Below are 24,891 nucleotides of genomic sequence, written 5' to 3' on the forward strand. Positions count from 1 at the left end.
GATGAAGAATAACAAAAAGCCGCTAAGTGAATAACTTAGCGGCTTTTTTATTGCCATATTCCTACTGAGTCAGGAATTGAAGGGCAACACTTAGTGTGATGCCGCACCTCGATCGTGGTGTTTGCTCGCAGGTAATAGCAGATTCATGGTAATGGCGACAATCCCGCAAAGACTAATGCCTGTAAGGCTAAAGGAACCAATACCAAAGGCCATACCGCCAATACCGAAGACTAAGGTGACACCGACAATGCTTAAGTTACGCGGCTCGGATAAGTCCACGTGATTACGGATTAAGGTATTTAATCCTACAGCGGCAATTGAACCAAATAACAAACACATAATGCCGCCCATAACTGGAACGGGGATAGTTTGCATCAGAGCCCCTAATTTACCTACAAACGCCAAGGTAATGGCAGTGATGGCTGTCCATGTCATGATCCTTGGGTCGAAGTTACGGGTTAAGGTGACTGCACCTGTGACTTCTGAGTAGGTGGTGTTTGGTGGACCACCGAAGGCCGCTGCGGCGATTGTTGCTACGCCGTCACCAGTTAAGGTGCGGTGCAGGCCAGGTTTTTTCATAAAATCCTTACCTGTGACATTGGAAATAGCCAAGATGTCACCGATATGTTCAACCGCAGGAGCAATGGCAACAGGGATCATAAACGCAATCGCATGCCAGTTAAATTCGGGGGCGACAAATTTTGGAATGGCGATCCAACTTGCTGCAGTGACTACCGCAAAATCGACGATACCAAATGCTAGACTCAGGCTGTAGCCAACGATAATGCCAGCAAGAATGGGCATCACCTTGAGTAACCCTTTAGCAAAAATCGCTACGGCAATGGTGGTACAAAGGGATACAAGCGAAATGATTAATGCCGTATTGGTTGCGACTAAGGTTAGACTGCCGTCGCCACTTTTGCCCAGCGCCATATTCACGGCAACAGGTGCTAAGCCCAGGCCAATGATAATGATGACGGGTCCTACAACTACAGGTGGTAACAGCCGATGAATAAAGTCAGTGCCGCGTACTTTAACTAAGGCGCCTAGGCATACATAGACCGCGCCTGCGGCCATGATACCGCCCATGGTTGATGGGATCCCCCAAGTTTGTACCCCGTAAAGAATCGGGGCGATAAAAGCGAAGGAGGAAGCCAGAAAAATAGGCACTTGGCGTTTAGTGATTAATTGAAATAGTAGGGTACCAATACCTGCGGTAAAGAGTGCAACACTGGTGTCGAGCCCGGTTAACAGTGGCATCAGTACCAGGGCGCCAAATGCGACAAACAGCATTTGTGCGCCCTGCAATGGAATAGCAAGTCGTCTCATTTATTATTCTCGTAAATTTAGGGTAAACCGCGAGATGATAACAGTTTGTTGCAATATGATCTTTATTAAATGATGTATTTGCGGGTGGCGATCACTGTTTTATGGCTTGTCAGAGTAGCGATCCTTATTCAGAGTATCGAATAAGGCTAAGACTCGCTAAAGGCGCGAACTATGGTACAATTTGCACTATCTGATGTTACTTCAACTACCCAAAGATGCTGAAATTTCTATTAAAGCCAAGCTTAGTCGCGTTTTTATACTGCCTGTTTACCGTTAATAGCCTGCAAGCTGTTGAAGTGAGTAAATTAGATGAGGCCGATGTACCGGTCACTTCCCGTGCGGTTCCAGAGCGTAATAGCGCGCTGAAAACCGCTTTAGAAAAAGTGATCATTAAAAACACGGGGACGGCCCGTTCTTTGGACAATAGCGTCATTCAATCGCAGTTGGCCAATCCTGATGCCTTGCTAAGTCAATTTGGTTATGTTGAACAAAATGGTCAATTGCTGCTGAAAGCAAATTTCGAGCATAGACGAATTGTGTCCTTGTTGCGTCAAGCACAACTCCCTGTATGGGGCACCCAGCGTCCATTGACCCTGTTTTGGGTGGCGATGCCCAGTGAAGGTGACACCATTCTATTAAGTGATTCTTCCACATCGACCGAGCGTCAGGCGTTTAGCTCTTTCTCTGATGAACGTGGGATACCTGTGCTATTGCCTATCCTCGATCTTGATGAACTCATGGGGATTAACCCGAACGATGTCAAAGGCATGTTTGCAGATATCGTGGCCAGTGTCTCTGGACGTTATCAAGCTGATTTCTTAGCGCTTGTTGCCATTGAGCCAGCAGGGAACCAGGTACGTTATCGCTTAAATCTGTATTCTAAAACTACGATTGATTCATTAACGCCGCCATTGTTTAGTTTTAATGGCAGTGCCGAAAATAGTGCGCAGGCGATCACAGCGATGATGGCTGCCCTAGGGGATTACTATTTTACTAAGTATGCTATTGCGGATACTGGTGAGCAGGTTGGCGCCAGTGTGACCTTTGTGAACATTGATAAAATGGCACAAGTTGTCGAGGTAGAAAAGTATTTAAAACAACTGAGTGCGGTTAAGAATGCGACTTTGTCGCGCATTCAAGGTAACACTGTGACTTTTTCGTTAGATCTATTTGGCTCACAGACAGACTTTGAGCGTTTATTAAGTTTAGAGCCGAGAATTTCGGTGGTCGCTCCTGGAGAGTTTTCCGCCAGTGCGAGCCCTGCGGGTAAAACTGTCTATCAATGGCGGTTACCTTAAACTTCCCTCGTAGAGGCTGGGAAATACTCTACCCAGTCGCGTGGGGTTGATAATTTATTGATATTGAGACGTACGAGTGCCATTAAACTCACCGCTACAACTTTCATTGCCGGTTTATCTGCCAGACGATGAAACTTTTAATAGTTATTATCCTGCAGCGGGTAATGATGAACTTATTCAAAAGCTGCGCGCTAATGCTGAGGGGCATGGTGAAGCGGCTATCTATGTTTGGGGACCCGTAAAATCTGGACGTACTCACTTAATGCATGCCGCCTGTGCCCATGCGAATGAGCTCGACCGCCGCAGCTTTTATCTGCCACTTGGGATCCATGCGAGTATTTCGACGGCGCTATTAGAAGGTTTGGAACAACTTGATTTGATTTGCATTGATGATGTGGACGACATCGCAGGCCACCCAGTTTGGGAAGAGGCGATTTTTGATCTGTATAATCGTGTTGCTGAAAATAAACATTGCGCGCTGGTGGTGAGTGGTCGGTCTGCGCCTGCGGATGCAGGGTTTTTATTACCCGATTTAGTCTCAAGAATGCAGTGGGGACTCAATTATCAACTCCAGCCTATGGCTGATGATGAAAAACTCGCAGCATTGCAACGCCGTGCTGCCATGCGTGGGCTACAATTACCTGAAGATGTTGGACGTTTTTTGCTCAATCGAATGGCAAGAGACCTTCGTACTCTGTTTGATGTGTTAGATAAACTTGATAAAGCATCTTTAGTGCATCAGCGCAAACTCACCATTCCTTTTGCAAAAGAAATGCTGCACCTCTGAGCCGATACCGTATTAGCAAAAAGCCCGTCGCATAATTACGACGGGCTTTTTTATATCTCCAAATGAGCTGAAATACTGAAATCTTGTCTATCTGCTCGCTTAGATCAAGTGACTACTGCTGCGGATGGCGATGACGATCGCCACTGAAGCGCAGCTCTGGCTCGGCTATGCTATCGCGACTTGCTGCGGTACTACTTTGTTGTCCTTTCACAATGGCAGCATTGGGCGATATCCCTAATGTTTGACGCCAGCTTTGCCCTTGGGTCATCGGGATGGGTTCGGGCAGGCTTGCTAGCAAGGTAATACCATCTAACTCGGGTAACATACCATCGATCACTAAGGCGGCACGGTTGAGCAAATTATCGGCGCCAATGCGGCCTCTTTGTCCCCAGTTGACGATAATCGTATCCGCGGTGATTACATCGGGTGCATTTGTCACTGCTACATCCCGCAGGATCTGATAGCGATAGCTCATCATCGCTTCTTCAAATAGCATTGCAGTGTCTTCGCGGGTGCTGGAATAATTGTAAAAATCATTGGCGATATCACCGGAGAAAAACGTACTGACATCCGAAGGTTGGTAGGCTTTTTGGGTGGCAGTGGCTTTCGCACCCAAGAAGCTCACTCCAGCAAGCCCAGTCATTTCGGTACTCGTGAGGGGATAACTGCGGCTTACTTGATCTGAAATCAAACTCTTACTGGCATTTCGGCGACTATAGTCATCCAATAGTCTTGGACCTGTAAGTGATGCGTGCACGCTTCTTGGGAAGAAGTCATTAGCGTGGGCGAGCTCATGGTATAAGAGTGAGGCGAGGTCAGGGTTAATTTGGGCCAGAGTCCGTGTGGCGCGCGTAGTGATTGGGAAGCCCTGTGAAGCATATTGATTATTTTTAACGTAACGCCATGGCATGATAAAATTCAGCTCATTGCCAAAGCTACTGCGATAATCTGGCGCTTCGTTGATGGTATCGCGCTGCATAGGTGTCAGCCAAAGGTCGTTGGGGTCGAGATAAATCGCCCCTGTCACAACCCAATAGAAAGATGGGCGCACATCATAACTAATCACCACTGCGGTGACCGATTGTAGCAGGCGGGCAAAGTCACTATTAGGATCCATCTGCCGTAAAAATGCGGCAAAATTGTCCCCCATCCAATCGTGGGACACTAATACCCGATCAAGAATCGTATCGACATCAAGGTTATCTGAAACTTGGCCTATGAGTGGCAATTGATTGATTGTACAAGCCTCTTTTAACTGATTCGAGTACATACAGCTCGTTAACGCACTGGCATAAGGTGAGGTTGGATGATAAGCATGAGTACGCGCAAGTGGCGTATCAAAGTAACTGGAGCTTATCGTGGGCGCTGCCGTGGTTAATACAAAGGCTTCATCTGTCACTGCATTACCGTTAATCGTGGCTGATGCCCTAAGACGGGTTAAGGTATCTTGAGCAACAGCGGGTGCGGTAAAGAGGGGTCTAAAGGGATCGCTTATGTCAAGGCTGACATCGGGGCCTTCGGCGATACACCAATTGACATTGGCGGCACTGAGGCCGGCTTGCTGACCAATTCGCAAGCTCACATCGTTACCCTCAACGGCTTGATGGTCTTGACGAATATTCAGCAATCCGCCCGTGTTGTTATCGGCATTAATGCTGATGTCACCCGTCACATTGGTATTGGCGCCGGTGATTTGTAAGCGAAAGCGGTAGCTGCCCACGGCCGGGAGCTCCATCGCTAATACAGGACTATTTTGACTAACGAGTTCAATGCTGGGGCCTTCGAGTTGTTGCCAACGGAAGGTGAGATCCTGCGAATCGCGATTACCTAGGCTGGCAATAATGGCACCGGATTGTCCTACACCATATTGAGATTCCGTCTTAAACCGAATTGCACCAGTATCTGTGGTCACTAATGGTGTGACTGAGGTACAACGTGGCACATTGGTTGTGGGAGGCGTAACGGTGCCGCCATCGCTGTTGCTATCACCTCCGCCGCCACAGGCGCTCAATGTTGCTGCTGCGGCTATGATACTGAATCGACGAATTGGGCCCCATATTTCCATCATGACTCACTCCAATTAATTCGCTGTTATTGTTTGTTTTTGTTGTTTGACAGGCACGATTCACCGTCATTTATTGGCACAAAAAATGACTATAGCACGCTCTTTTAGTTACAAAAAGCGATCGAAGGTAGCTTAAATGTTATAGATTGTTTGTAGTGATTATTGGAGATAGGCGGGGCATTGATCATTTTGACTAAAAACGGATGGACTGGCGCCGAGGGTGTGTCGGGCAATAAAAAGCGCGGTGTAAATCAACCGCGCTTTATTATATTCGGAATATTAGTCTTGCTTATCGGATTTTTTCTTCAGGCCTAGGCCGAGTTCACGTCCACGGATACGAGCATAAAACGGGAACGCGACTAACAGTGCGCTAATGAGCAGGACCTCAATAATGGCAAAGGCCAATGCATCGGTCGTGACATACAACAAGGTGAGGGCGTGCAGCATATATAAGCATAAAATAAAGCTCGCCCATGCGTAGGTGTAAGGATTACCTTTTAAAATGCCTTTGATAGGAAGCAATAAAGGCACTATCCATAATAGGCTGAATAATAATGTATATTCCCCATTTACGCCTTGACCAATAAACCAGCCGCCCAGCAGCAGAACAAGGGCAAGGTAGCCTAAGCGGCTAAGTGTCAGTAGAGAGCTTGAGGTCATGATTTTCCTAATCTAAACATCTTGGAACAGTGGTGAAATAGCCTGAACAACTTAGAGAATATTCAGTACATTTTCCGGTGGACGACCAACGGCTGCCTGTTGATTAGCCAGTACGATTGGGCGTTCAATCAATTTTGGCGTTTTGACCATGGCGTCGATAAGTTGTTCTTCGGTTAAAGCCGGATTGGCAAGACCTAGTGCTTGATACTCGTCTTCCTTAGTGCGCATTAACTCACGGGCGCTGAGTTTGAGCGTGGCTAAAATTCCACGAATATCAGCGGCGCTTGGAGGATTTTTAAGGTATTCCACTATTGTGATATCGCAGCCTTGTTGCTCGAGTAGGGCTAAGGTTTCGCGGCTCTTTGAACAACGTGGGTTATGGTAAATCGTTGCTTGGGTCATAGTTCTCATGCTCAATCGGCTAAAACAATGGCGCGGATGATAGCAGAAAAAACAGCGCCCCGTCAGGGTGTTCGGGGCGCGATTATCAGGGATTAGCAATAGATTAAATAACAGAGCCGATTTTACTTCAGAGCATCCATCTCTTTATCCGCTTGTTTAAATTGACGGATACGTGCTTCGATTCGCGCCAGTTGTAATGGATTACCTTCCGAGGCGCGGTAGGCAAAGTTAAGCTGATCGATAGCACCCTTATAGTTAGCGCCTAGCGCCATTAACTCGGCATTGGAGAAATACTCCATCCCTTGGTTACCAAGTTTCTTGTAGGCAAGATTTAGCAACTGATAGGGCAGTTGATTCTGCTTATCGAGGAAAATCATATCTTCGAGCAGCGGAATCGCTTTGGCGGGATCACCAGCCTCGATATAGATATTGGCTAAGTTAGCGTTGATCACCTGCGAAGTGGGTTTCATCTTCCGCTGAGTTTCGAGTAACTTAGTTGCCTGGGCATAATCCTTACGTTCGTTAAGCAAATCCGTCTTAGTATCGAGATAAAACAAGTTGTTATCATCGATTTTTAATAGATCATCGACAATTTTTTCGGATTCATCAAACTTCTTCAATCTAAACAGTGCTAAGGCTTTGCCGTAGAGGGCCGCCTCTTTAAAGCTGTAGGTTTGCTTATTGAGCTGCTTTTCAAACATGCTCAATACCGCATCGTCGCTATAACTGGAAAAACGCACCTGAATACGGGCTTTAGCTAGCTGGAAGTTCAGATTATCCGGCACATAACGGTGGGGATATTGCTGGGCACGATCCCGCGCTTCGGAAATCCGTGATTCAGGTAAAGGGTGGGTTAACAGCATTTGCGGTGGCGTAGTCGTAAAACGGTAACGACTGGCGAGTTTGCCAAAGAAATCGGCGGAGGCATTAGGATCAAATCCCGCATCGACTAAAATTTGCATGCCGATACGATCGGCTTCTTTTTCATGCAGGCGGGTATAGTTGATTTTTGATTGTGTCGCCATGGCTTGGGTGGTTGCCAACGCGGCCATCCCTGCTTGAGGAACGGCGATCGTTAATAAAATGGCGCCGAGTAAACCAGCTACGGTCGCTGGTCCGGTTTTTTGCTGCGCTTCGAGGGAGCGTGCTAAGTGACGCTGGGTCACGTGGGTGATTTCATGGCCTAATACTGAGGCCAGTTCACTTTCGTTATCAGCATTAAGAAATAGCCCTGTGTGCACCGCAACGTGGCCGCCAAAGAAGGCAAAGGCGTTGATTTCATCATTTTGCAGCAAGAAGAAATAGAAGGGCGTTTTGACTCCCGTGGCGTGGGCGACCAATTTGTTGCCCAGTTCAGTTAAATATTGGCTCAATACCGGATCGTTCAGCATGGGCGCCGATGAGCGAATAACGCGCATATAGGCATCGCCATAGACCATTTCTTTTTCTAGGCTGAAGGTATTGACGGCGGCGGTACCCAGATCGGGCAAGTCGTTGTTGGCAAAACTCTTTGCGGCTCCACCGAGTAACATTAATGAAAGCACACTCGCCGCAAGGGGTTTACATCGGGTCAAAAACGTCAAATTACGCAAGTGGATCCTTTATTTCTTTTAATTGTCTCAACTAAGGCTTAGGTAGCCCTTAGCTTGTAGTTTTAATTGCAACTTAGGATAATAGCCCAAGTTCGTTCATAGCAAGTTCATTATGATTTTTATTGATTTAACATCATTGCGCTGTCCCGTTCCCTTGGTTAAGGTCAAACTTGCGTTGAAGTCTGTGTCTGCTGGTGACAGCTTACATATCCTACTCTCAGACCCAGGTTCCCGCCGAGATGTTCCCACTTTTTTAAAAAAACAGGGGCATCAGGTCGTGACGTTACACGATGATGCGAGCCAGTTAGGCCTATTAATTACAAAAGTTGATTTATCGCAGGGATAATCATACACAAAGCATGATTCAATGCCGCAGTCAAAATGGCGAGTTAGCTAGCTGACTGCAACTTAACCTAGGCTTGTCAGTCATAGTTAGCAGTTAACTGATTTTCAAGCATATACACAGTTAATCTACTGCGATAAGGTTAACTCATAGTCACTTTCCTGCCTGTTGGGAAAGCCAACCCCCATTGGAATGAATGCATGTTTAGTTTTTTTTCTCGTTGGTATCAAGAGCGATTTAGTGATCCACAGGCCGTCACCTTATTGGCCATTCTAGTGGGTTTAGCGTTAGTACTTTATTTTGCTGGTGGTTTGTTAGCCCCGCTACTTGTTGCTCTGGTGTTGGCTTTTTTACTCGAATGGCCCGTGGCGCAAATGCTGAAATTGGGGATTAATCGCACAACGGGTGCCTCTTTGGTGCTAGTGCTGTTTTTAGGGATAGTGGTGCTGCTGACCTTTGGGCTAATCCCCAGCGTGTGGCGTCAAGGGGTAAGTCTGATGACGGATTTACCGAATATGATAGATAAAGGGCTACTGACCTTGCAGGGGTTAGCGACCCAGTATCCTAAATTTATAAGTACTGAACAGCTTGATTTAATGGTCTCCGAGTTGAAGAAATTACTTGATACCCAACATGTGCTCGACATTGCGAAACAGCTGATTGGTTACTCTGCGTCATTATTGGTGCTGATGGTGTACGCTATTTTAGTGCCATTGTTGGTGTTCTTTTTTCTTAAGGATAAAGATCAACTGATCCGCGGTAGTAAGCGTTTTTTCCCCACCAATCGTCAGTTGGCTCGAAAAGTGTGGTTTGAAATGCACCAACAGATCTTTAACTATATTCGCGGCAAAGTGATTGAGATTGTGATAGTCGGGGTGGCGAGCTACATCTTCTTTGCGTTTATGGGGCTGAGATACTCGGCCTTACTGGGGGTGTTGACCGGGTTGTCGGTGTTGATTCCCTATGTGGGCGCGACCTTAGTGACTCTACCCATTATGCTGGTGGCCTTTTTCCAGTGGGGTTTTAGCTCTGAGTTTGGTTATTTAATGCTAGGTTACGGCATTATTCAGGCCTTGGATGGTAACGTACTTGTACCTATCCTGTTTTCCGATGCGGTGGATTTGCATCCGGTGATCATTATTGCTGCTGTGTTAGTTTTCGGTGGTTTATGGGGCGTTTGGGGTGTGTTCTTTGCCATTCCATTAGCCTCCTTGGTGAAAGCGGTGATCAATGCTTGGCCTAAAACCGAGATTGAACCTGTGGCGATAGCGCAGGTGAAGGCGGATTCGGCAGAAGCCTAAGCCGCTGGTAATAGGTAAAAACTAATAGTTCAAAACTGGGCACGAGTGCTCAGTTTTTTTATCCGCTAACTATTTGTACTAACAATTGTTTTACTCACTCTTGCTGCACTCATTATTGCTGTAATAGATGCTGTGCGGTGGCGGCAAGCGCCCGATAAACCAAAGTGGTTTGTTTGGCTTTGATATTCCAATGCTGCCAATAGAGGGGCACCCGAATGCGTTTTTCTGGGGTGAGCTCAATTAATATGCCTTTGTCTATCAAGGGTTTTGCCTGTAAGTGACCCACTAAACCGTAACCCAGACTTAAGTTAATCGCCTCTAAAAAACTCTCCGATGAGGGAATGCTGTGTTGCCACCATTGACCTGGCAACATTTGAAAATACTGGGCGAGATACTTTTCATGCATTTTATCTTTGGTCGAAAACACCACAGCCGGGGCTTTCGCAAGCTGCGCTTGGGTTATTTGAGCGCCGACATTATCGCTATTTTTTGCCCATTCGAAATAACGCGCCGCAAATGCTGGGGTGGCGACGCACATATATTCCATGGTTCCTAAAAACTCGCTGCTACAACCGGCCATGGGGTTGGCTGTCGTGGTCACGCAACCGACGGCCTCACCGTTTTTCAGTAGGTGATGGGTGTAGGACTCATCATCGACAATCAATTCGAGCAGCCAAGCATGTCGGCTGAACATATCGGCCAATGCGGGCAAAAACCATGTCGCTAAACTGTCGGCATTGACTGCAATTCGCACCGTCGTTGGATGATTTGGGTCATCGGCATCTAACTCGGCTCTCAATTCACTCTCGAGTAGTTGCACCTGTGAATAGTGGCGCAATAAACGCTTCCCTGTTGGGGTCGCCACCACAGGTGTTGAGCGGATAAGTAAGGATTGGCCGACTCGTTCTTCTAATTGCCTAACGCGTTGTGACACTGCTGATTGGGTAATGTGCAGCACTTTTGCGGCGCGCTCGAAGCCGCCTTCGGAGACGACGACCGCAAGCGCTTTAAGATTGGCGTATTCCAACATGATTGCCGTCCTTAAGGTTATTAATTTTACTTATGATACATAAAAAACATTAGTTATATTAATTTTGTTGTTTTGTCTATGCTAGCGCCTTCTTCAGACATGAGAGGTAGTTATGCAAACGGCGTTTATACAAGGTATGGGCATTGGTGGTAGTTTGATCATTGCCGTAGGGGCGCAAAATGCATTTGTGCTAAAGCAGGGGATTAAGCGAGCTTATCCTTTGCCGATTGCGCTGCTTTGTTCAATCATCGATGCCTTAATGATCACTGCGGGGGTTGCTGGGCTTGGGCATATTATTGAAGCCTTTCCGACTATCAAACATGTGGCTAGTTTTGGTGGTGCCGCCTTTTTGATTTGGTATGGTGCGAATGCACTTAAAGCCTCGTTTGTCGCTAAAGGGATGGAGATGGATAATGCGCAAAATGCCGACACTTTGCGTAAGGCCATGCTGACCACACTTGGGATCAGCCTGCTTAATCCACACCTTTATTTAGATACAGTGGTGCTGCTGGGGAGCATTAGTACTCAGTTCGAAGATGCCCATCGTCCTTGGTTTGGTGCGGGCGCGGTACTGGCTTCGTTTATTTGGTTCTTTAGCTTAAGTTTTGGTGCGCGTTTATTGGCGCCGATATTTAGTCGTCCAGCGGCGTGGCGATACTTAGATCGCTTTATTTGGTTGACTATGTGGAGCATCGCCGCGGCAATTATTTGGCCATATATGACGGTAAATTAATGTGCCTTTTTGAAATTTTATGGCGGGTTGTCATGTTCAGGTCGATGGGGCTAATCCTTCGACCTTATTCTTATTAAGTTCAAATGGTTAAATCTACATATCGCAGGGAGTATGGGGTAGCGCACACGGCGGAAATGTTGACCTAACCGTTGAGTGTGCTTGATTTGTTTATCCCTCCCATTGAAATTACGCCAATAGGCACCATTTAATATTTATTGCTTAAGTTTTTACTTAATGGATTGCCGTTGAATTTTAGTCACATCACTTGGCTTGATGATAAAGGCCATATTAAACCGCCGATTTTTTTATATGTGATTTTGGCATTCCTCGCGCGAGGCTGGTGTATTTTTATCGCCTCCTTGACTCAAGCCAGTGATAGAGCTGAATTGGTAAGGCTCTTTTATCCTGAAAAATCAGACTTTTTACTTGCACTTGCGGCAGGTCTTGGTGCTGTAGTGCTTTATTTTGTCGTACTCGCGGAGCGGCGCCGCTCGCCCTCATGGATTCGGCCGTTGTTTGTCCATCTCAAATGGGGACTGTGGTTATTGTTATTAGTTGATGCGGTTTTACTGTCTCAGCGGTTAATTCACGGACAGTTTTTATTCCATTGGAGTTTGGCACTCGATGCCTTGGTGTTGTTTTGGTCCTGTCTTTATGTCTATCAGTCAAAACGACTGCGTTATTACCTCACGGATTGGCCGAAGGAAATAAAAACTTAAATAACATAGTAGTCTACATCTCTTTGTTATTACTGTTTTTTATGTCTTATTCGATGAAGTTAGCATAATTTATGTGTTCTATCCCTCAGTTTGATAAGCATTTTTTCACCAACAGCTTACTGATTTTGCTGAATCATCTATAGTTATATGTACTTAGCTTAAATGTACGCGCCAAGAAGTCATATTGCATTCTTGCGTGCATGAAAGGAGTCATATTGCGTGGCAAAAGCAGCTCATAAAAAATTACTACTCTCAGAACTTCAGCCCGGTATGCGGGTTAAGTTGCCTTTGTCGTGGACAAATCACCCATTCTTATTTAACCGAGTTGATATCAATAGTGCGGCTCAGATTGAGATGATCCGGGGGCTTGGTGTTCCCTATGTTTACCTCATTTCTGGCAGTAATGATGAGATTGATACTGCTGAAGAAGAGGAAGACATTGAAGATATTGAAGCCGCGCCACCAGAGCGAGATTTAAAAGCAGATACCCGTAAATCGATGCGTTTAAGTCAAAAACGTTTTTTAGAGAGTGTTAATCAGTGCCGTAATATGTATGGCAAGATAGTGAGCGATCCTGAAGGAGCATATCGCCTGTCTGCAGCGTTAGTTGAAGATTTACTCAGTCATTTACAAGAGGTGGAAAAACCCTTTTTAACCTTAGTCGGGATGGACGAAAAGGATGTGAGTGTGACTCAGCATGGGATATCAGTAGCGGTGCTCGCCATGATGATAGGTCATGCACTGGATTTACCAGCGAGGGATTTGCGCGATATTGCCCTTGGCAGTTTATTCCATGATATTGGTAAGCTAAAAGTGCCCGATGTGATCCGTCGAAAGCGTGGTGCTCTGACTCCCCATGAAGCTAATTACTTACAGATGCATCCTAATTTTGGCTATGACATGCTTAATCGTTCAGGGCTGTTCCCCAAAGAAGTACTAAATATCGTGTTACATCACCATGAGTTTGTTGATGGTTCGGGTTTCCCTGATGGGCTCACAGGTCATAAAATTCCCATCGTGACTCAAATCGTTAGTCTAGCAAATGATTACGATCAGCAACTGAGTGGTCAGCAAGCTTCTTCTCCTCAAGTTGCCCTCGGTTACTTATTTAAAAATAGAGCCAGTAAACATTCGGAATCGTTGATTTCTGTCTTAGTCAAGATATTAGGTATTTATCCACCAGGGACCTTAGTTAAGCTATCGGATGATAGCGTTGCAAAAGTCATTATGACCACGAAAGAGGTGAGTCAGCCTCAGGTGTGGGCCTGTAAAGAAGATGGTAGTGACGCATCGTTACGCTTTTTAAGTGATGAGGGCGTGACAGTGCAAAAGTCTTTGCGAGTTGAAGATTTAACTGAGGGCGCAAGGCGAACATTGCAGGTCGATAAGGGGATTAGTTTTTATTTTAGTTCTTTACAAGCTTGAATCCCTTTGCCAGAGTTCCGTATGCTATTGGCCAAAATATATTATTAGCAGTAAGTAGGTCAGAGATAATGGAACACACTGTGGTGGAGAAAAAGAGTGTTGCGGTTGTAGGCTGTGGGTGGTTCGGTTTTGCGCTCGCAAAACAACTTGTTCAAGCCGGTTATCGCGTGACTGGGGCTAAGCGCCAGAGTGAGGATCTTCCGGCGTTAACACACGCGGGTATTGAGGCATTCCAACTACAACTTGGTGATGAGGCTGATATTGTTCCCGATGTACAGCTGTTGCAAGACTTATTTCAGACAGACTTTCTTGTTGTTAATATTCCTCCTCGTCTAAAGCATGGTAATACAGCTTATCTTAACGAACTAAAACAACTCATCGACTTAACCCAAGGCTGGCAATATCAAGGCATAGTGTTTATTAGTACCACGGGCGTTTATCCCTCTTTTGATAAATCCATGAGCGAAGCGGATGCTCATGCCGAGTCTCCTTCAGCGCAGGTGTTGCTGGATGCTGAAGCTTTATTTGCTCACCAATCTAATACTTGCGTGGTGCGTTTTGCTGGACTCGTTGGACCAAAGCGTCATCCGGGGCGTTTTTTTGCAGGCAAAACCGATGTGGCTGGTGGTAATGTTGCAGTCAATCTCGTGCATTTACAGGATTGCGTCGCGGCAGTGAGTTTAATTATCGACACTAAGCTAAAGGGAGAGAAGACCGCCTCTATCTATAATCTATGCGCGCCAGAGCATCCATCGAGAAGCGAATTTTACGGTGCTGCGGCTCTGTCACTGGGATTGGCTGAACCGCAATTTAATACCCAGCTGCAACCCAGCAAAGTTATTCTGGGGGATAAAATCGTCTGCGATCTGGGATTTAAGTATCAATTTACCTCCCCACTTACGATGCTAGCGGCCTGTTAGCGGCGGATTTACCACCTATTGTTAACAAATGTTTAAGAACAATGGCCATATTTTGAGGTATCTTAATGGCTCGTGCCTGTTGCAAACGACTTACGATTCAATGATGCGTGTTAATCATTCACTAATAAGAAGAGAATATATGAAAACCCTAACTAATCTTGTTCGACCTTTGGCTGCTTTGGCCTGTGGATTGGTCTTAAGCGCCAGTTTTGCGCTGCAAGCGGCCAGTTTTGAAGAAGGGAAGGATTATGTCACTGTCGCAGGAATGAGCGAGGCGCAAAAGCCTGTGCTGCGAGAGTTTTTTTCCTATAACTGCCCACATTGCTACAAACAGGAACCCTTTGTCGCTTCCACGGTAAAACTCTTGGGCAAGGATGTTGCCTTTGAGCGTACGCCTGTGGGGGCGGGGCGTCCTGCGTGGGAACTGAGCCAATTGGCTTATTATATCGCGCAAAAGCTCAATATGACCAAGCAAGTCCATGAGGCGATTTTTAAACAAATTCATGACAAGGGTGAGCAATTTACCCGCCCTGAGCAAGTGAAAGCCTTTTTTGTGGCTCAAGGTGCTAAAGCTGATGATGTGGATGCGGCGATGAATTCTGTTGACGCTAAATTTTCACTGATGAGTTACGATTCGCAAGCGGAATTGGCCGGGATTAAAGGTGTGCCATCATTATTGGTAAATGGCCGTTATTTAGTCACGTCTCGGGTTCATACTCCTGAAGAATTGGCTGAGTTAGTGAAGTACTTAGCCGCTAAATAATAACGTTGATACTGGCGTCTATGCTGGCGCCAATTTACCAGTTTCCCATAACCCAGCCATGCTGGGTTATTTTTTGCCTGTCTGCTGACAAATCTAAGTGGTGTAGATTGAGATGATAGCTCTCGTATTACACTCGAAGTAATACGATATTTTGTTTACATGACAGGCTATTACTACTTTCTAGTTGTTCCACTTATCACGCTAATTTGTCTCTTTCTAGCCTTAAGTTCTTCGACATTGGTCTAAGTTGCTCAAAAAACGACTTTTACAACAAAATGTAAAAACATTGTTAAGTTGATGGTTCTAAATGATATTTTGTATTTTGCTATGTGAGGTATTTCGCAAATTAGACTAAGGTCTTGATTGTGGTCACTCCAGCTGTTGCTAGATTTAACGAGACTTAAAAATAAAACAGCACAGGGGAGTCGCTATGGCGTTTGAAAATAATGATAAAGCAAAAGGTTACTGGAACGAGAATTTACGTCTGGTTTTGGGCCTATTAGCTATTTGGGCCGCAGTTTCGTTTGGATGTGGCATTCTATTGGTTGATGTACTCAATGAAATCCATTTTATGGGATTCAAATTAGGTTTCTGGTTTGCTCAACAGGGATCGATGTATGTCTTTGTTGCGCTTATTTTTGTCTACGCGGCAAAAGCCAACGCCTTAGATAAAAAATATAACGTACAAGAAGACTAAGGAGCACAGAGATGGGTGTACAAGGATTAACTTATCTGATTGTGGGGCTGTCGTTTGCCCTCTATATTGGGATTGCGCTCTGGACTCGCGCAGGTTCAACTAAAGAGTTCTATGTAGCGGGTGGTGGTGTTCATCCCGTTGTAAACGGCATGGCAACCGCCGCCGACTGGATGTCTGCGGCATCTTTCATTTCGTTGGCGGGTATTGTCTCTTTCGTCGGTTATGACGGCAGTGTGTACTTGATGGGGTGGACCGGCGGTTACGTTTTATTAGCCCTGTGTATGGCGCCATACTTACGTAAATTTGGTAAGTTTACCGTGCCTGATTTCGTGGGTGAGCGTTATTACTCCCAAGCGGCGCGCACGGTAGCTGTTATTTGCGCCATCTTCATTTGCTTTACTTACATTGCTGGCCAAATGCGCGGAGTGGGCGTGGTATTCTCGCGCTTCCTTGAGGTAGAGGTAGATACCGGCGTATATATTGGTATGGCCGTAGTGTTTTTCTATGCGGTACTCGGTGGTATGAAAGGGATTACATATACTCAGGTGGCCCAATATTGCGTACTGATCTTCGCCTTTATGGTGCCTGCAATCTTCCTGTCTGTGATGATGACGGGTCATATCATTCCTCAAATTGGTTTTGGTGCTGAGTTACTCGATGCTGCGGGGAATAATTCTGGCGTTTATCTGTTAGAGAAACTGAATAATCTCTCTGTGGATTTAGGCTTTGCCCCTTACACCGATGGTTCTAAGAGCATGATCGACGTGTTCTGTATTACTGGTGCTTTGATGGTCGGTACAGCGGGCTTACCCCATGTTATTGTGCGTTTCTTCACCGTACCGAAAGTGAAAGATGCTCGTATATCAGCGGGTTGGGCATTGGTGTTTATCGCCATCATGTACACCACAGTTCCTGCATTAGCGGCATTCTCTCGCGTCAATATGATCGAAACCATTAACGGCCCAGATCAAAAGGGTGTTGCCTATGAAACTGCGCCTGATTGGATCAAAAACTGGGAAAAAACCGGCCTGATCAAATGGGATGACAAAAATGGTGATGGCAAAATCTACTATGCCAAAGGCAAAATGGAAGATGCTGCTAGCCCTAACGAAATGAAAATCGACAACGACATCATCGTATTAGCAACGCCAGAAATCGCGAATCTGCCAGCTTGGGTGATTGCGCTGGTAGCTGCGGGTGGTCTCGCTGCGGCGCTATCTACCTCTGCGGGTTTGTTGTTGGTTATCTCAACATCAGTGTCACACGATTTAATGAAGAAAAACCTGATGCCAAATATTTCTGACAAGAAAGAGTTAATGTACGCTCGACTTGCTGCTGGTATTGGTATTGTTATTGCGGGTTACTTCGGGGTTAACCCTCCAGGATTCGTGGCGGCGGTGGTGGCATTCGCCTTCGGTTTGGCTGCGTCATCTCTGTTTCCTGCAATCATCATGGGGATCTTCTCTAAGACCATGAATAAAGAAGGTGCTATTTCAGGTATGGTGCTTGGCTTATTCTTCACCGCTGGTTATATCATCTACTTCAAGTTTGTTGATCCTACTGCAAACGTGCCTGCGAACTGGTTTCTTGGTATTTCGCCTGAAGGTATCGGTATGGTGGGCATGCTAGTGAACTTTGTGGTAGCAGCTATTGTCTGCAAACTGACCGCAGCGGCACCAGCTCATGTGCAGGAAATGGTTGAGTCTATCCGTTTCCCTAAAGGGGCGGGTGAGGCCAGCGGCCACTAACTTTCACCTAGATTAAGAGAAAAGGACGCGTTTGCGTCCTTTTGTTTTTGGTGGTGTCAGTGCAGAGTTTGAGCCTGACTTTAGTCGTATATGGCCTAACAATCGAGCGCGTTATAGTGGGATAAAATTCACCTAAAATAAGGTGTTGCTATGAACGCCAGCGAATTACAACCCGTTGTGCAGTTTTTAACGTCTACAGCTCCCTTTGATACTTTGCCCGATGAAACCATTCGCCATTGTGCTAAGTCAGTCATCGTCGGGTATTACAGTAAAGCCTCAGGGTTTGTGACCTTTGATGCCGATGCGCCGAAATTGTATTTGGTCCGCAGCGGTGCCTTTGAGGTGCGCGATCCCGAAGGAGTATTAGTGGATCGAGTCGCCGAAGGGGAGTTTTTTGGTTTTTCGACGCTATTGTCAGGGGAGAAGGTAGTCAATCGGGTCGCCATTCTTGAAGACAGTTTGGTTTACCACTTACCACAGGCATTATTCGATCAACTACGAAGTGAGAGTAGGCACTTTGATAAATTTTTTACCCGTGCTTTTGCCAAACGGTTACGCCATGAAGCGCGTTTTAAGGCTAAAGATCTGACGACCACCAGTCGTATTAGTACCTTAATGTCATCTTCACCGATTATGATCGACGCCCACGCAAGTGTAACGCAAGCAGCCCTTTTGATGCGTAACTCGCGGGTATCGTCTTTACTCGTCACCGATAATCGTAAGCTGGTGGGGATTTTAACCGATAAAGATTTACGCAATCGAGTGCTCGCCGCAGGGCTTGATGGCCGAATTGCCGTGCATCAAGCCATGACGACTTCACCGATTTCGATTTCATCGAATGCCTTGATCTTTGAAGCTATGCTATTGATGAGTGAACATAATATTCACCATCTGCCGATTATTGATGAGCAAAATAGTGAGGAAGTGAAAGCCATTGGCATGGTGACCAGTACCGACATTTTACGCGGTCAAGGTTCGCAGCCATTACTCCTCATTGGTGAAATCGAGCGCCAACGTGATCTCGCTAGTCTCATTAGCGTTAGTAAACAAATCCCCTTGTTATTGCAAAATTTAATCAGTGCTGATGCACGGGCTGAGGAGATTGGTCGCGTGCTGACCTCGGTCACCGATGCCTTAACCCGGCGCTTGATTGTGCTAAATCAGCAAATTCTCGGTGAGGCGCCGATGGCGTTTTGTTGGTTAGCCTTTGGCTCGCAGGGGCGGCAAGACCAAGCGGCCTGTTCGGATCAAGATAACGGCTTGCTGGTGGCCGAGGAAATGGATGATTATGCGAAAGGGTATTTCGATGCGTTAACCCATGCGGTTTGTGCAGGGCTTGATCAGTGTGGTTATGCGTATTGCCCTGGTAATATCATGGCGCAAAATCCCAAGTGGCGTATGTCGCTCAAAGAATGGCAGCAGGTTTTTGAAAAGTGGGTTGTCACGCCAGAGCCTAAGGCATTGATGCATGCAAGTATTTTCTTCGATATGCGTTCGGTATTTGGTCCATTATCATTATTTGATGCATTGCAGGATAAGGTGTTGGCACAGACCAAAGACAACGATATTTTTCTCGCGGGTTTGACTGGCAATTCCTTAATCGAGTCTCCGCCCTTAGGATTCTTTCGAAAATTTGTGTTAGAGCGCGATGGCAGTGAGGTAAAAGGCATTGATTTAAAGCATAAGGGTAATGCTTTGATCAATGATATTGCTCGCGTATATGCCCTGTCTGCGGGCATTAAAGAAGTAAATACCGCCAAACGCATTAGGGCACTGATGGACGCTAATATTCTTAATCGTAAGGATGCGCTTAACTTAGCCGATGCCCATGAGTTTATCGCCCATATGCGGTTATCAAACCAAGGTTATCAACATACGCAGGGACTTGAGATTAGTAACTATCTGTTACCCGCACATTTATCTTCTTTAGTTCGGCATCAATTACGGGATGCCTTCAAGGTGGTTCATGACGCCCAGTCGGGCATGAAGATGAAATTTATGCGGAGCTTTTAATGGGCGCTTGGTTGATTAATGCTAAGTTGCAATGGCGAGCACTGCGCTGTCAGCATCAATTATTTAAGGATTATTATCAGTCCTTAATCCCGCTGATGGCGCTGCCCATCAATCGTGCTCCCTTGATGGCGATGGATTTGGAGATGACAGGGTTAGATCCCCTTCAGGATCAAATCTTAAGCATTGGCTTAGTCCCCATTGAAAATGGAGTGATCCCCCTTGGTGAGGCGCAGCAAAAATTAGTGCAAATTAAGGGCAGTGTCGGCCAAAGTGCGACGATTCATGGGATTCTCGACAACCATTTAATCCAAGCGGTGAGCATTGAGGAGGCTATGGCATGGTTTATTGCTCAAACCCGTGGCCGAGTATTAGTTGCCCATCACTCCCCACTGGATTGTCGTTTTTTACAACAAGATATATTGGCTATCTACCATCAAGCCGTTTTACTCCCCGCTATAGATACCTTAGTACTTGAGAAACAGCGGTTATTACGTGAGCATTCGGTACTTAAAGAAGGAAGTCTAAGGCTTGGAGCCTGTCGAGAGCGTTATCACTTACCGATTTACGGTGCCCATAGTGCATTAACCGATGCATTAGCCTGTGCGGAGTTATTATTAGCACAAGTTGCGGCCATGGGGGGAGGTGCAGATATTTCGGTCGGGGATTTACTGACCTAATCACGTTAAGCCACTTCATTCGCAATCTTTTCTGGAACAGAAGGCTTTTCATATTTGATTAATGGCTCATTGACTACACTCACTACTAGAGAGGCATTTGCGATTGCTTAGCTTATACGGTGATTGGTTGCTATTGCCAAGTTGTGTTGAGCAAGTGGTGCACGCGAGTATTACTGCGTTGTATAGAGTGTTAAGCGAATAGGAGAAGATCATGCCACTACCGTTACTATGGATTGGCGGTGCAGCGATGGGCGCATTGATGCTCGCCGATGAACGCGAAAAGCGACAACAGCTTGAACGCAACCGACTATTAGGCAGCGTTCCTCGCCAAGTAAGCACAAAGCAGGCGATGATTACTGCGCCGAGCCAATGGCAAAAGGGTTTTAAGCAAGTCACGCCACAACCTGGGAGTATCGTTTGTTGTTATGTGTTTGGGGTGATTGAGCATACTGGGATTTGGTTAGCTGATGATTGCATTGTGGAGTTACATGGCTCAGGGCTTGTTCGAGCCGTATCGGTAAAGCGATTTTTAGCGGGTCGTACAGGTAGCCAAATTTTTATTGCCTGTAATCATCAACATCAACCGCTTATCGCCAATACCATTGTTAATCGGGCCGAGCGGGCGATTTATCAGTACCGTGAATATGACCTGTTTGACAATAATTGCCACCGATTTGTGTGGTCATGTTTGTGCGGTGAAGAACGAGCGATTAAAAGCTTTAATGAGTTAAATCAAAAACTCGCAGCTTATTTTGGGCAGGGGATTTACTGGGATGAAATGCATTTAGCATCAGCGCTTACAGATATATAAAGGCCATCCAATGATGTAATGCCGTTCACTTAAGAGTGAACGGCATTTTTCTTTGGTCTAACCGGAAACTTGTTTTTGCTCATTTTAAGGACTCGTGGATATGCCCTTTCCCGTTTACCATCCAGCTTAAATTGCCGTGCATTTCGTTCTATATCCAATACGTCTCTCGGGACATTCCCCGGTGTTTGTGATGACAGTTGTGTCAACTTGAAGATGATATAACTCGCCGCATCCCGAAAACTCAGTTGATTGGGATGGACCGATGGCAAGCTTTTAGCCATCAGCAACATCTTATATCTAATGAGATTATAGGCCAGTAGCACGCCCCATAACTCTTGAGTCACCAGCTCCGGTAGTTGACTGCGAAGCGTAAAACGACTCTCCAACAGATGTTGTTTCATCTCTCTATAGCCCAGTTCGATTTCCCATCGATGGGCATATAAGTCGACGATGTCTTCGCTGGGGTAACGCATCGGGTCTATCAACGAGGTCAAAATGGCGACTGACTTACCTTTCACTGTCTTAGTCAATAAACGCGCTTCAAGAGTTTCAGGGAGCTGCGGCCATTTCTTTCTGGCTTGAGGTGTCGTGGTGAGTTTCACCCTCTGGTCATGCTTTCCTAGCGTTCGCACCACCTCATATTGAGTGCCTTTCTTCAATGGCAACAACCAGTGGCTATCAGGTTGCGCTTGCTGCCAAGCGTGCAGCAGGCCGAGCGAGTAAAATCCTCGGTCAAATAGGGTTAGGCTGTGATTAGGAATGCTAGGAATGAGCTGGGACGCTAAGTTCATTTCATTTTCGGCAACCGAATCAAAGGCGCTGTTGACCAATAAATGGCTGCTTAATTCCATCAAGCAAACCATGCGAATTTGCGGATAAGCCGCTTCGCCTGAAGCGTTGGCGGTTCGTCCAAAGGCGGCTTGATTTTGAACACTATCGGGTGTCCGCCACACGACACCGTCAACACCATACAAGTTAAGGCCGCACCAATGAGGATGTTCAGCTCTCGCGTGCCAGGTATTGGCGCTGCGGCTAAATACTTCTCTAATAACCTCACTGCCCAATCGTTTACGCGCCTGAGTCACGGCGCTGCGTGCAACATAATCAATCTCTTGCGGCAAAACAATGTCGAGTTTGTTGATGAGTGACCGAACAGACTCCCCTCGGAACAAAGCCATTCAGATAACGGCCCAAATCATCGCGTCCATCGGCAATTTACGCCGTCTTAACGTCGCAACGCCCTGAGAGTTTAGGCAAGATTGAATTAACTCAGGTTCTAACACATCAGCTAAGCAGGTGAATTCGGTTAGGCGGGTAATATGAGTACGGGCGAGTGCTTCTGAGAGTTGCATAAAAAATCCGATGACATGAGGTCATCGGATTTTGATCTTTTCAGCGAGATCGTCAAGCGATCTGTCTTAACTGATCGGCATTAATCCAATGATGGCCTTTATATGCATAAACTTACTTACAGAAATAATCTACAGCGCGTTTTACTAACTCAATGCCAGTTTGATCGCAAGGCGGTAATTGGGCATCACTGATTTGCACTGGCGTGACACGTTCACCCCATTGCAATAGCAATGCAGCAGAGGTTAATCCCGCACCAAAGGCACAAGAAAGAATGGTTTGGTTAGGTTTAATTAACCCTTTTTCGAGTGCATCACAAATCGCAATTGGAATCGTTGCCGCTGATGTATTGCCATAGTTAGCAATATTCACAAAGGCTTTTTCTTTAGGGATCTTCATGCGGCTAACGAGGGTATCAATAATGCGCTCGTTCGCTTGATGTGGGATCACTAAATCAACTTCATCCTTATCGACGCCACATTTTTCCAGCACTTGAGTGCTTAGCTTATTCATACCATTAATGGCGCGTTTAAAAATTTCTTGGCCATCAAATTGGATGTAAAAGTCTAATGATTCGGCGGAGAATCGATCCATCGCGGTACCGAAACCCGCTTTGAGGATGTCTCTACCATCGGGATCGTTATTCAGCTCATAACCTAATACGCCACCGGGAACATCGGTCGCTTCCACGACAACTGCGCCTGCGCCATCACCAAACAATACGGCGGTTTCACGGCGAGACCAATCGAGGTAGAAAGATAAGCGTTCGGCGCCCACAACGAGGACTTTCTTGCATTGACCACTCTTGATCTGTGAGCTCGCTAAACCTAAGCCGTACAAAAAACCACTGCAGGCGGCGTTGATATCAAAGGCTGCGCAGCTTGCACCAATATTGGCCTGCACTGTTGAGGCTATATTGGGGATCAAAGTATCTGGGCTAGCGCTGGCTAAAATGATCATATCAATTTCGCTGCCCTCAATCCCAGCCGCTGCAAGCGCACGCTTGGCGGCAACTGAGGCTAATTCCGAGGTGTTCACATGGCTGATATGACGTTGACTGATCCCTGTGCGTGATTTAATCCATTCATCGGACGTTTCGATAAAAGTGGCAAGATCATCGTTAGTCAAAGTGGCGGGTGGAACACATTTTCCCCAGCCAGTGATTGTGGCGTACTGCATGGTGTTTTCTCTCAAATAAAAAAGGCAGAACCTTTAGTGCTGCCTTAAATCGACAACAAAGCTTATCGGTATAACGAATGACAGTCCGTGATCTATACCACCTGTTTGGCGACCAGATCCCGAATTGTCATTGCGGCATGCAAAATATGATGTCGCAGTAACGCCGTGGCTTTCTCTGTTTCTCTTTGCTTACAATAATTGAGCAGTTCGCGGTGCTCGTGCTCTGCTGCGGGAATGCCTCCTGCGAGCAGTAATTGCAAACGAATATATCTATCGCAGTTGGTATTAAGGCCATGCACGACCTCTAGCGTATGTGGGCGATTGGCGGCTTGGTATAAACAGGTATGAAACTGTGTATTTAGCTCGCTCCAACTGGCGACTGCATCTTCATGTTTAAAGGCTGATTCCAATTGTTCTAATACGCGTTCAGCTCTTATTAAATCTTCTTCTTGAAGTCGTGGAATGGCTTTGGCGAGCAGATCCGTCTCGATCATGGCGCGCAACTCAAACAGCTCGGTCACTTGTTCAACGGATAATTCAGTCGCTGTAGCCCCTTTATGGGGTTCGAATTTTACCAGCCCTTCAGCTTCAAGTTGCAGCAAGGCTTCTCTTACCGGAATGCGGCTAACATTCAATGCTTCGGCTAGTGCGCTTTGTCTGAGTGGTTCTCCTGCGGCTATATCACCCGAAAGTATTTTCTCTCTGAGCACTTCTACAACTAACTGGGTGCGGGTTTTATGGACTATAGGCGTAGTTCGACTCATTATGACCGTCTATTTTTAGGTGTTTTATTGTTATCCGTGCAAGATTACCGTTAAAAACAGCACAAATAAAGGGAAAGCTCGATTGAGCTGCGTATCGACTAGATGGCTAAAACAATTATTCGCGGACGAATTCGCCCTTAAAGATGTGTTAATCGACCATTTATAGGCGTTACTATGGCAAATGAATTGTCAGAATATGAATCAAGCTCAAATTGCCAAGTGGTATCCGTCAACTTCGCGGTGCAATTTTTTGCAATGGATGGAATAATAGTAAAATTACGCATT

Annotated in this window: 22 protein-coding genes and 1 pseudogene; 14 read left to right on the forward strand and 9 right to left on the reverse strand. The window is 46.1% G+C overall.

Annotation, left to right across the window (positions count from 1 at the left end):
- Positions 1–90: 90 nt before the first annotated feature.
- Positions 91–1,329, reverse strand: coding sequence for a uracil-xanthine permease family protein (locus KXJ80_RS10850; protein ID WP_218738791.1), 1,239 nt, complete (start codon positions 1,327–1,329; stop codon positions 91–93).
- 215 nt (positions 1,330–1,544) lie between these two features.
- Between KXJ80_RS10850 and KXJ80_RS10855 the strand changes: the two genes are divergently transcribed.
- Together KXJ80_RS10855 and hda are read left to right on the forward strand one after the other, a co-directional pair.
- Positions 1,545–2,627: a DUF2066 domain-containing protein gene (locus tag KXJ80_RS10855; RefSeq protein ID WP_218738790.1), complete on the forward strand. Its 1,083-nt coding sequence runs from the start codon at positions 1,545–1,547 to the stop codon at positions 2,625–2,627.
- A 76-nt stretch (positions 2,628–2,703) separates the two neighbouring features.
- Entirely contained in the window at positions 2,704–3,414 is a 711-nt protein-coding gene (gene hda / locus KXJ80_RS10860) for a DnaA inactivator Hda (RefSeq protein WP_037419883.1), read from the forward strand.
- 112 nt (positions 3,415–3,526) lie between these two features.
- On the opposite strand, the gene KXJ80_RS10865 is transcribed toward hda, so the two are convergent.
- From KXJ80_RS10865 to bepA, 4 genes are all read right to left on the reverse strand, one after another.
- A complete protein-coding gene (locus KXJ80_RS10865) occupies positions 3,527–5,479 on the reverse strand; it encodes a hypothetical protein (protein ID WP_218738905.1) in 1,953 nt (650 codons plus the stop codon).
- A 279-nt stretch (positions 5,480–5,758) separates the two neighbouring features.
- Positions 5,759–6,139 carry a DUF2069 domain-containing protein gene (locus KXJ80_RS10870; RefSeq protein ID WP_218738789.1) on the reverse strand — a complete coding sequence of 127 codons (381 nt, stop codon included), beginning with the start codon at positions 6,137–6,139 and terminating at the stop codon, positions 5,759–5,761.
- A gap of 51 nt (positions 6,140–6,190) precedes the next feature.
- Positions 6,191–6,541, reverse strand: a complete 351-nt coding sequence (arsC, locus tag KXJ80_RS10875) for an arsenate reductase (glutaredoxin) (protein WP_047535240.1) — start codon at positions 6,539–6,541, stop codon at positions 6,191–6,193.
- Between the two features lie 122 nt (positions 6,542–6,663).
- Positions 6,664–8,133: a beta-barrel assembly-enhancing protease gene (gene bepA, locus KXJ80_RS10880; RefSeq protein WP_086904487.1), complete on the reverse strand. Its 1,470-nt coding sequence runs from the start codon at positions 8,131–8,133 to the stop codon at positions 6,664–6,666.
- Between the two features lie 112 nt (positions 8,134–8,245).
- Between bepA and KXJ80_RS10885 the strand changes: the two genes are divergently transcribed.
- Positions 8,246–8,479 carry a sulfurtransferase TusA family protein gene (locus tag KXJ80_RS10885; protein WP_037419895.1) on the forward strand — a complete coding sequence of 78 codons (234 nt, stop codon included), beginning with the start codon at positions 8,246–8,248 and terminating at the stop codon, positions 8,477–8,479.
- Between the two features lie 197 nt (positions 8,480–8,676).
- On the forward strand, positions 8,677–9,777 hold the full coding sequence (locus KXJ80_RS10890; protein WP_037419898.1) for an AI-2E family transporter: 1,101 nt from the start codon (positions 8,677–8,679) through the stop codon (positions 9,775–9,777).
- Positions 9,778–9,889: 112 nt separating this feature from the next.
- On the opposite strand, the gene KXJ80_RS10895 is transcribed toward KXJ80_RS10890, so the two are convergent.
- Positions 9,890–10,807, reverse strand: a complete 918-nt coding sequence (locus tag KXJ80_RS10895; RefSeq protein WP_037426785.1) for a LysR family transcriptional regulator ArgP — start codon at positions 10,805–10,807, stop codon at positions 9,890–9,892.
- Positions 10,808–10,919: 112 nt separating this feature from the next.
- Between KXJ80_RS10895 and KXJ80_RS10900 the strand changes: the two genes are divergently transcribed.
- From KXJ80_RS10900 to KXJ80_RS10945, 10 genes are all read left to right on the forward strand, one after another.
- Complete coding sequence (locus KXJ80_RS10900) at positions 10,920–11,540, forward strand: LysE/ArgO family amino acid transporter (RefSeq protein WP_023266289.1); 621 nt, start codon at positions 10,920–10,922, stop codon at positions 11,538–11,540.
- A 245-nt stretch (positions 11,541–11,785) separates the two neighbouring features.
- Entirely contained in the window at positions 11,786–12,259 is a 474-nt protein-coding gene (locus KXJ80_RS10905; protein WP_037426787.1) for a DUF2919 domain-containing protein, read from the forward strand.
- 219 nt (positions 12,260–12,478) lie between these two features.
- On the forward strand, positions 12,479–13,684 hold the full coding sequence (locus KXJ80_RS10910) for an HD-GYP domain-containing protein (RefSeq protein WP_218738788.1): 1,206 nt from the start codon (positions 12,479–12,481) through the stop codon (positions 13,682–13,684).
- 68 nt (positions 13,685–13,752) lie between these two features.
- On the forward strand, positions 13,753–14,604 hold the full coding sequence (locus KXJ80_RS10915; protein ID WP_218738787.1) for an SDR family oxidoreductase: 852 nt from the start codon (positions 13,753–13,755) through the stop codon (positions 14,602–14,604).
- Between the two features lie 139 nt (positions 14,605–14,743).
- Positions 14,744–15,367 carry a thiol:disulfide interchange protein DsbA/DsbL gene (locus tag KXJ80_RS10920; protein ID WP_037419917.1) on the forward strand — a complete coding sequence of 208 codons (624 nt, stop codon included), beginning with the start codon at positions 14,744–14,746 and terminating at the stop codon, positions 15,365–15,367.
- Positions 15,368–15,797: 430 nt separating this feature from the next.
- The gene (locus tag KXJ80_RS10925; protein WP_011622295.1) at positions 15,798–16,064 is read left to right on the forward strand and encodes a DUF4212 domain-containing protein; all 267 of its coding nucleotides are present in this window, start codon (positions 15,798–15,800) and stop codon (positions 16,062–16,064) included.
- A gap of 11 nt (positions 16,065–16,075) precedes the next feature.
- A complete protein-coding gene (locus KXJ80_RS10930) occupies positions 16,076–17,812 on the forward strand; it encodes a sodium:solute symporter family protein (RefSeq protein WP_037419920.1) in 1,737 nt (578 codons plus the stop codon).
- Between the two features lie 150 nt (positions 17,813–17,962).
- Entirely contained in the window at positions 17,963–19,825 is a 1,863-nt protein-coding gene (locus KXJ80_RS10935) for a DUF294 nucleotidyltransferase-like domain-containing protein (RefSeq protein ID WP_218738786.1), read from the forward strand.
- Positions 19,825–20,502, forward strand: coding sequence for an exonuclease domain-containing protein (locus tag KXJ80_RS10940; RefSeq protein ID WP_047533629.1), 678 nt, complete (start codon positions 19,825–19,827; stop codon positions 20,500–20,502). The genes KXJ80_RS10935 and KXJ80_RS10940 overlap by 1 nt, the downstream gene beginning before the upstream one ends.
- A gap of 211 nt (positions 20,503–20,713) precedes the next feature.
- Positions 20,714–21,313: a lecithin retinol acyltransferase family protein gene (locus KXJ80_RS10945; protein WP_047533632.1), complete on the forward strand. Its 600-nt coding sequence runs from the start codon at positions 20,714–20,716 to the stop codon at positions 21,311–21,313.
- 29 nt (positions 21,314–21,342) lie between these two features.
- Here KXJ80_RS10945 and KXJ80_RS10950 read toward each other — a convergent pair.
- The 3 genes and pseudogenes from KXJ80_RS10950 to KXJ80_RS10960 all read right to left on the reverse strand — a co-directional run bounded on the left by KXJ80_RS10950 (position 21,343) and on the right by KXJ80_RS10960 (position 24,606).
- A pseudogene (locus KXJ80_RS10950) lies at positions 21,343–22,665 on the reverse strand (IS4 family transposase).
- A 112-nt stretch (positions 22,666–22,777) separates the two neighbouring features.
- The gene (locus tag KXJ80_RS10955; RefSeq protein ID WP_055646937.1) at positions 22,778–23,842 is read right to left on the reverse strand and encodes a ketoacyl-ACP synthase III; all 1,065 of its coding nucleotides are present in this window, start codon (positions 23,840–23,842) and stop codon (positions 22,778–22,780) included.
- A 92-nt stretch (positions 23,843–23,934) separates the two neighbouring features.
- Positions 23,935–24,606: a GntR family transcriptional regulator gene (locus tag KXJ80_RS10960; protein WP_037419935.1), complete on the reverse strand. Its 672-nt coding sequence runs from the start codon at positions 24,604–24,606 to the stop codon at positions 23,935–23,937.
- Between the last annotated feature and the right edge of the window lie 285 nt (positions 24,607–24,891).

Source organism: Shewanella xiamenensis (assembly GCF_024971755.1).
Classification (GTDB): domain Bacteria; phylum Pseudomonadota; class Gammaproteobacteria; order Enterobacterales; family Shewanellaceae; genus Shewanella; species Shewanella xiamenensis.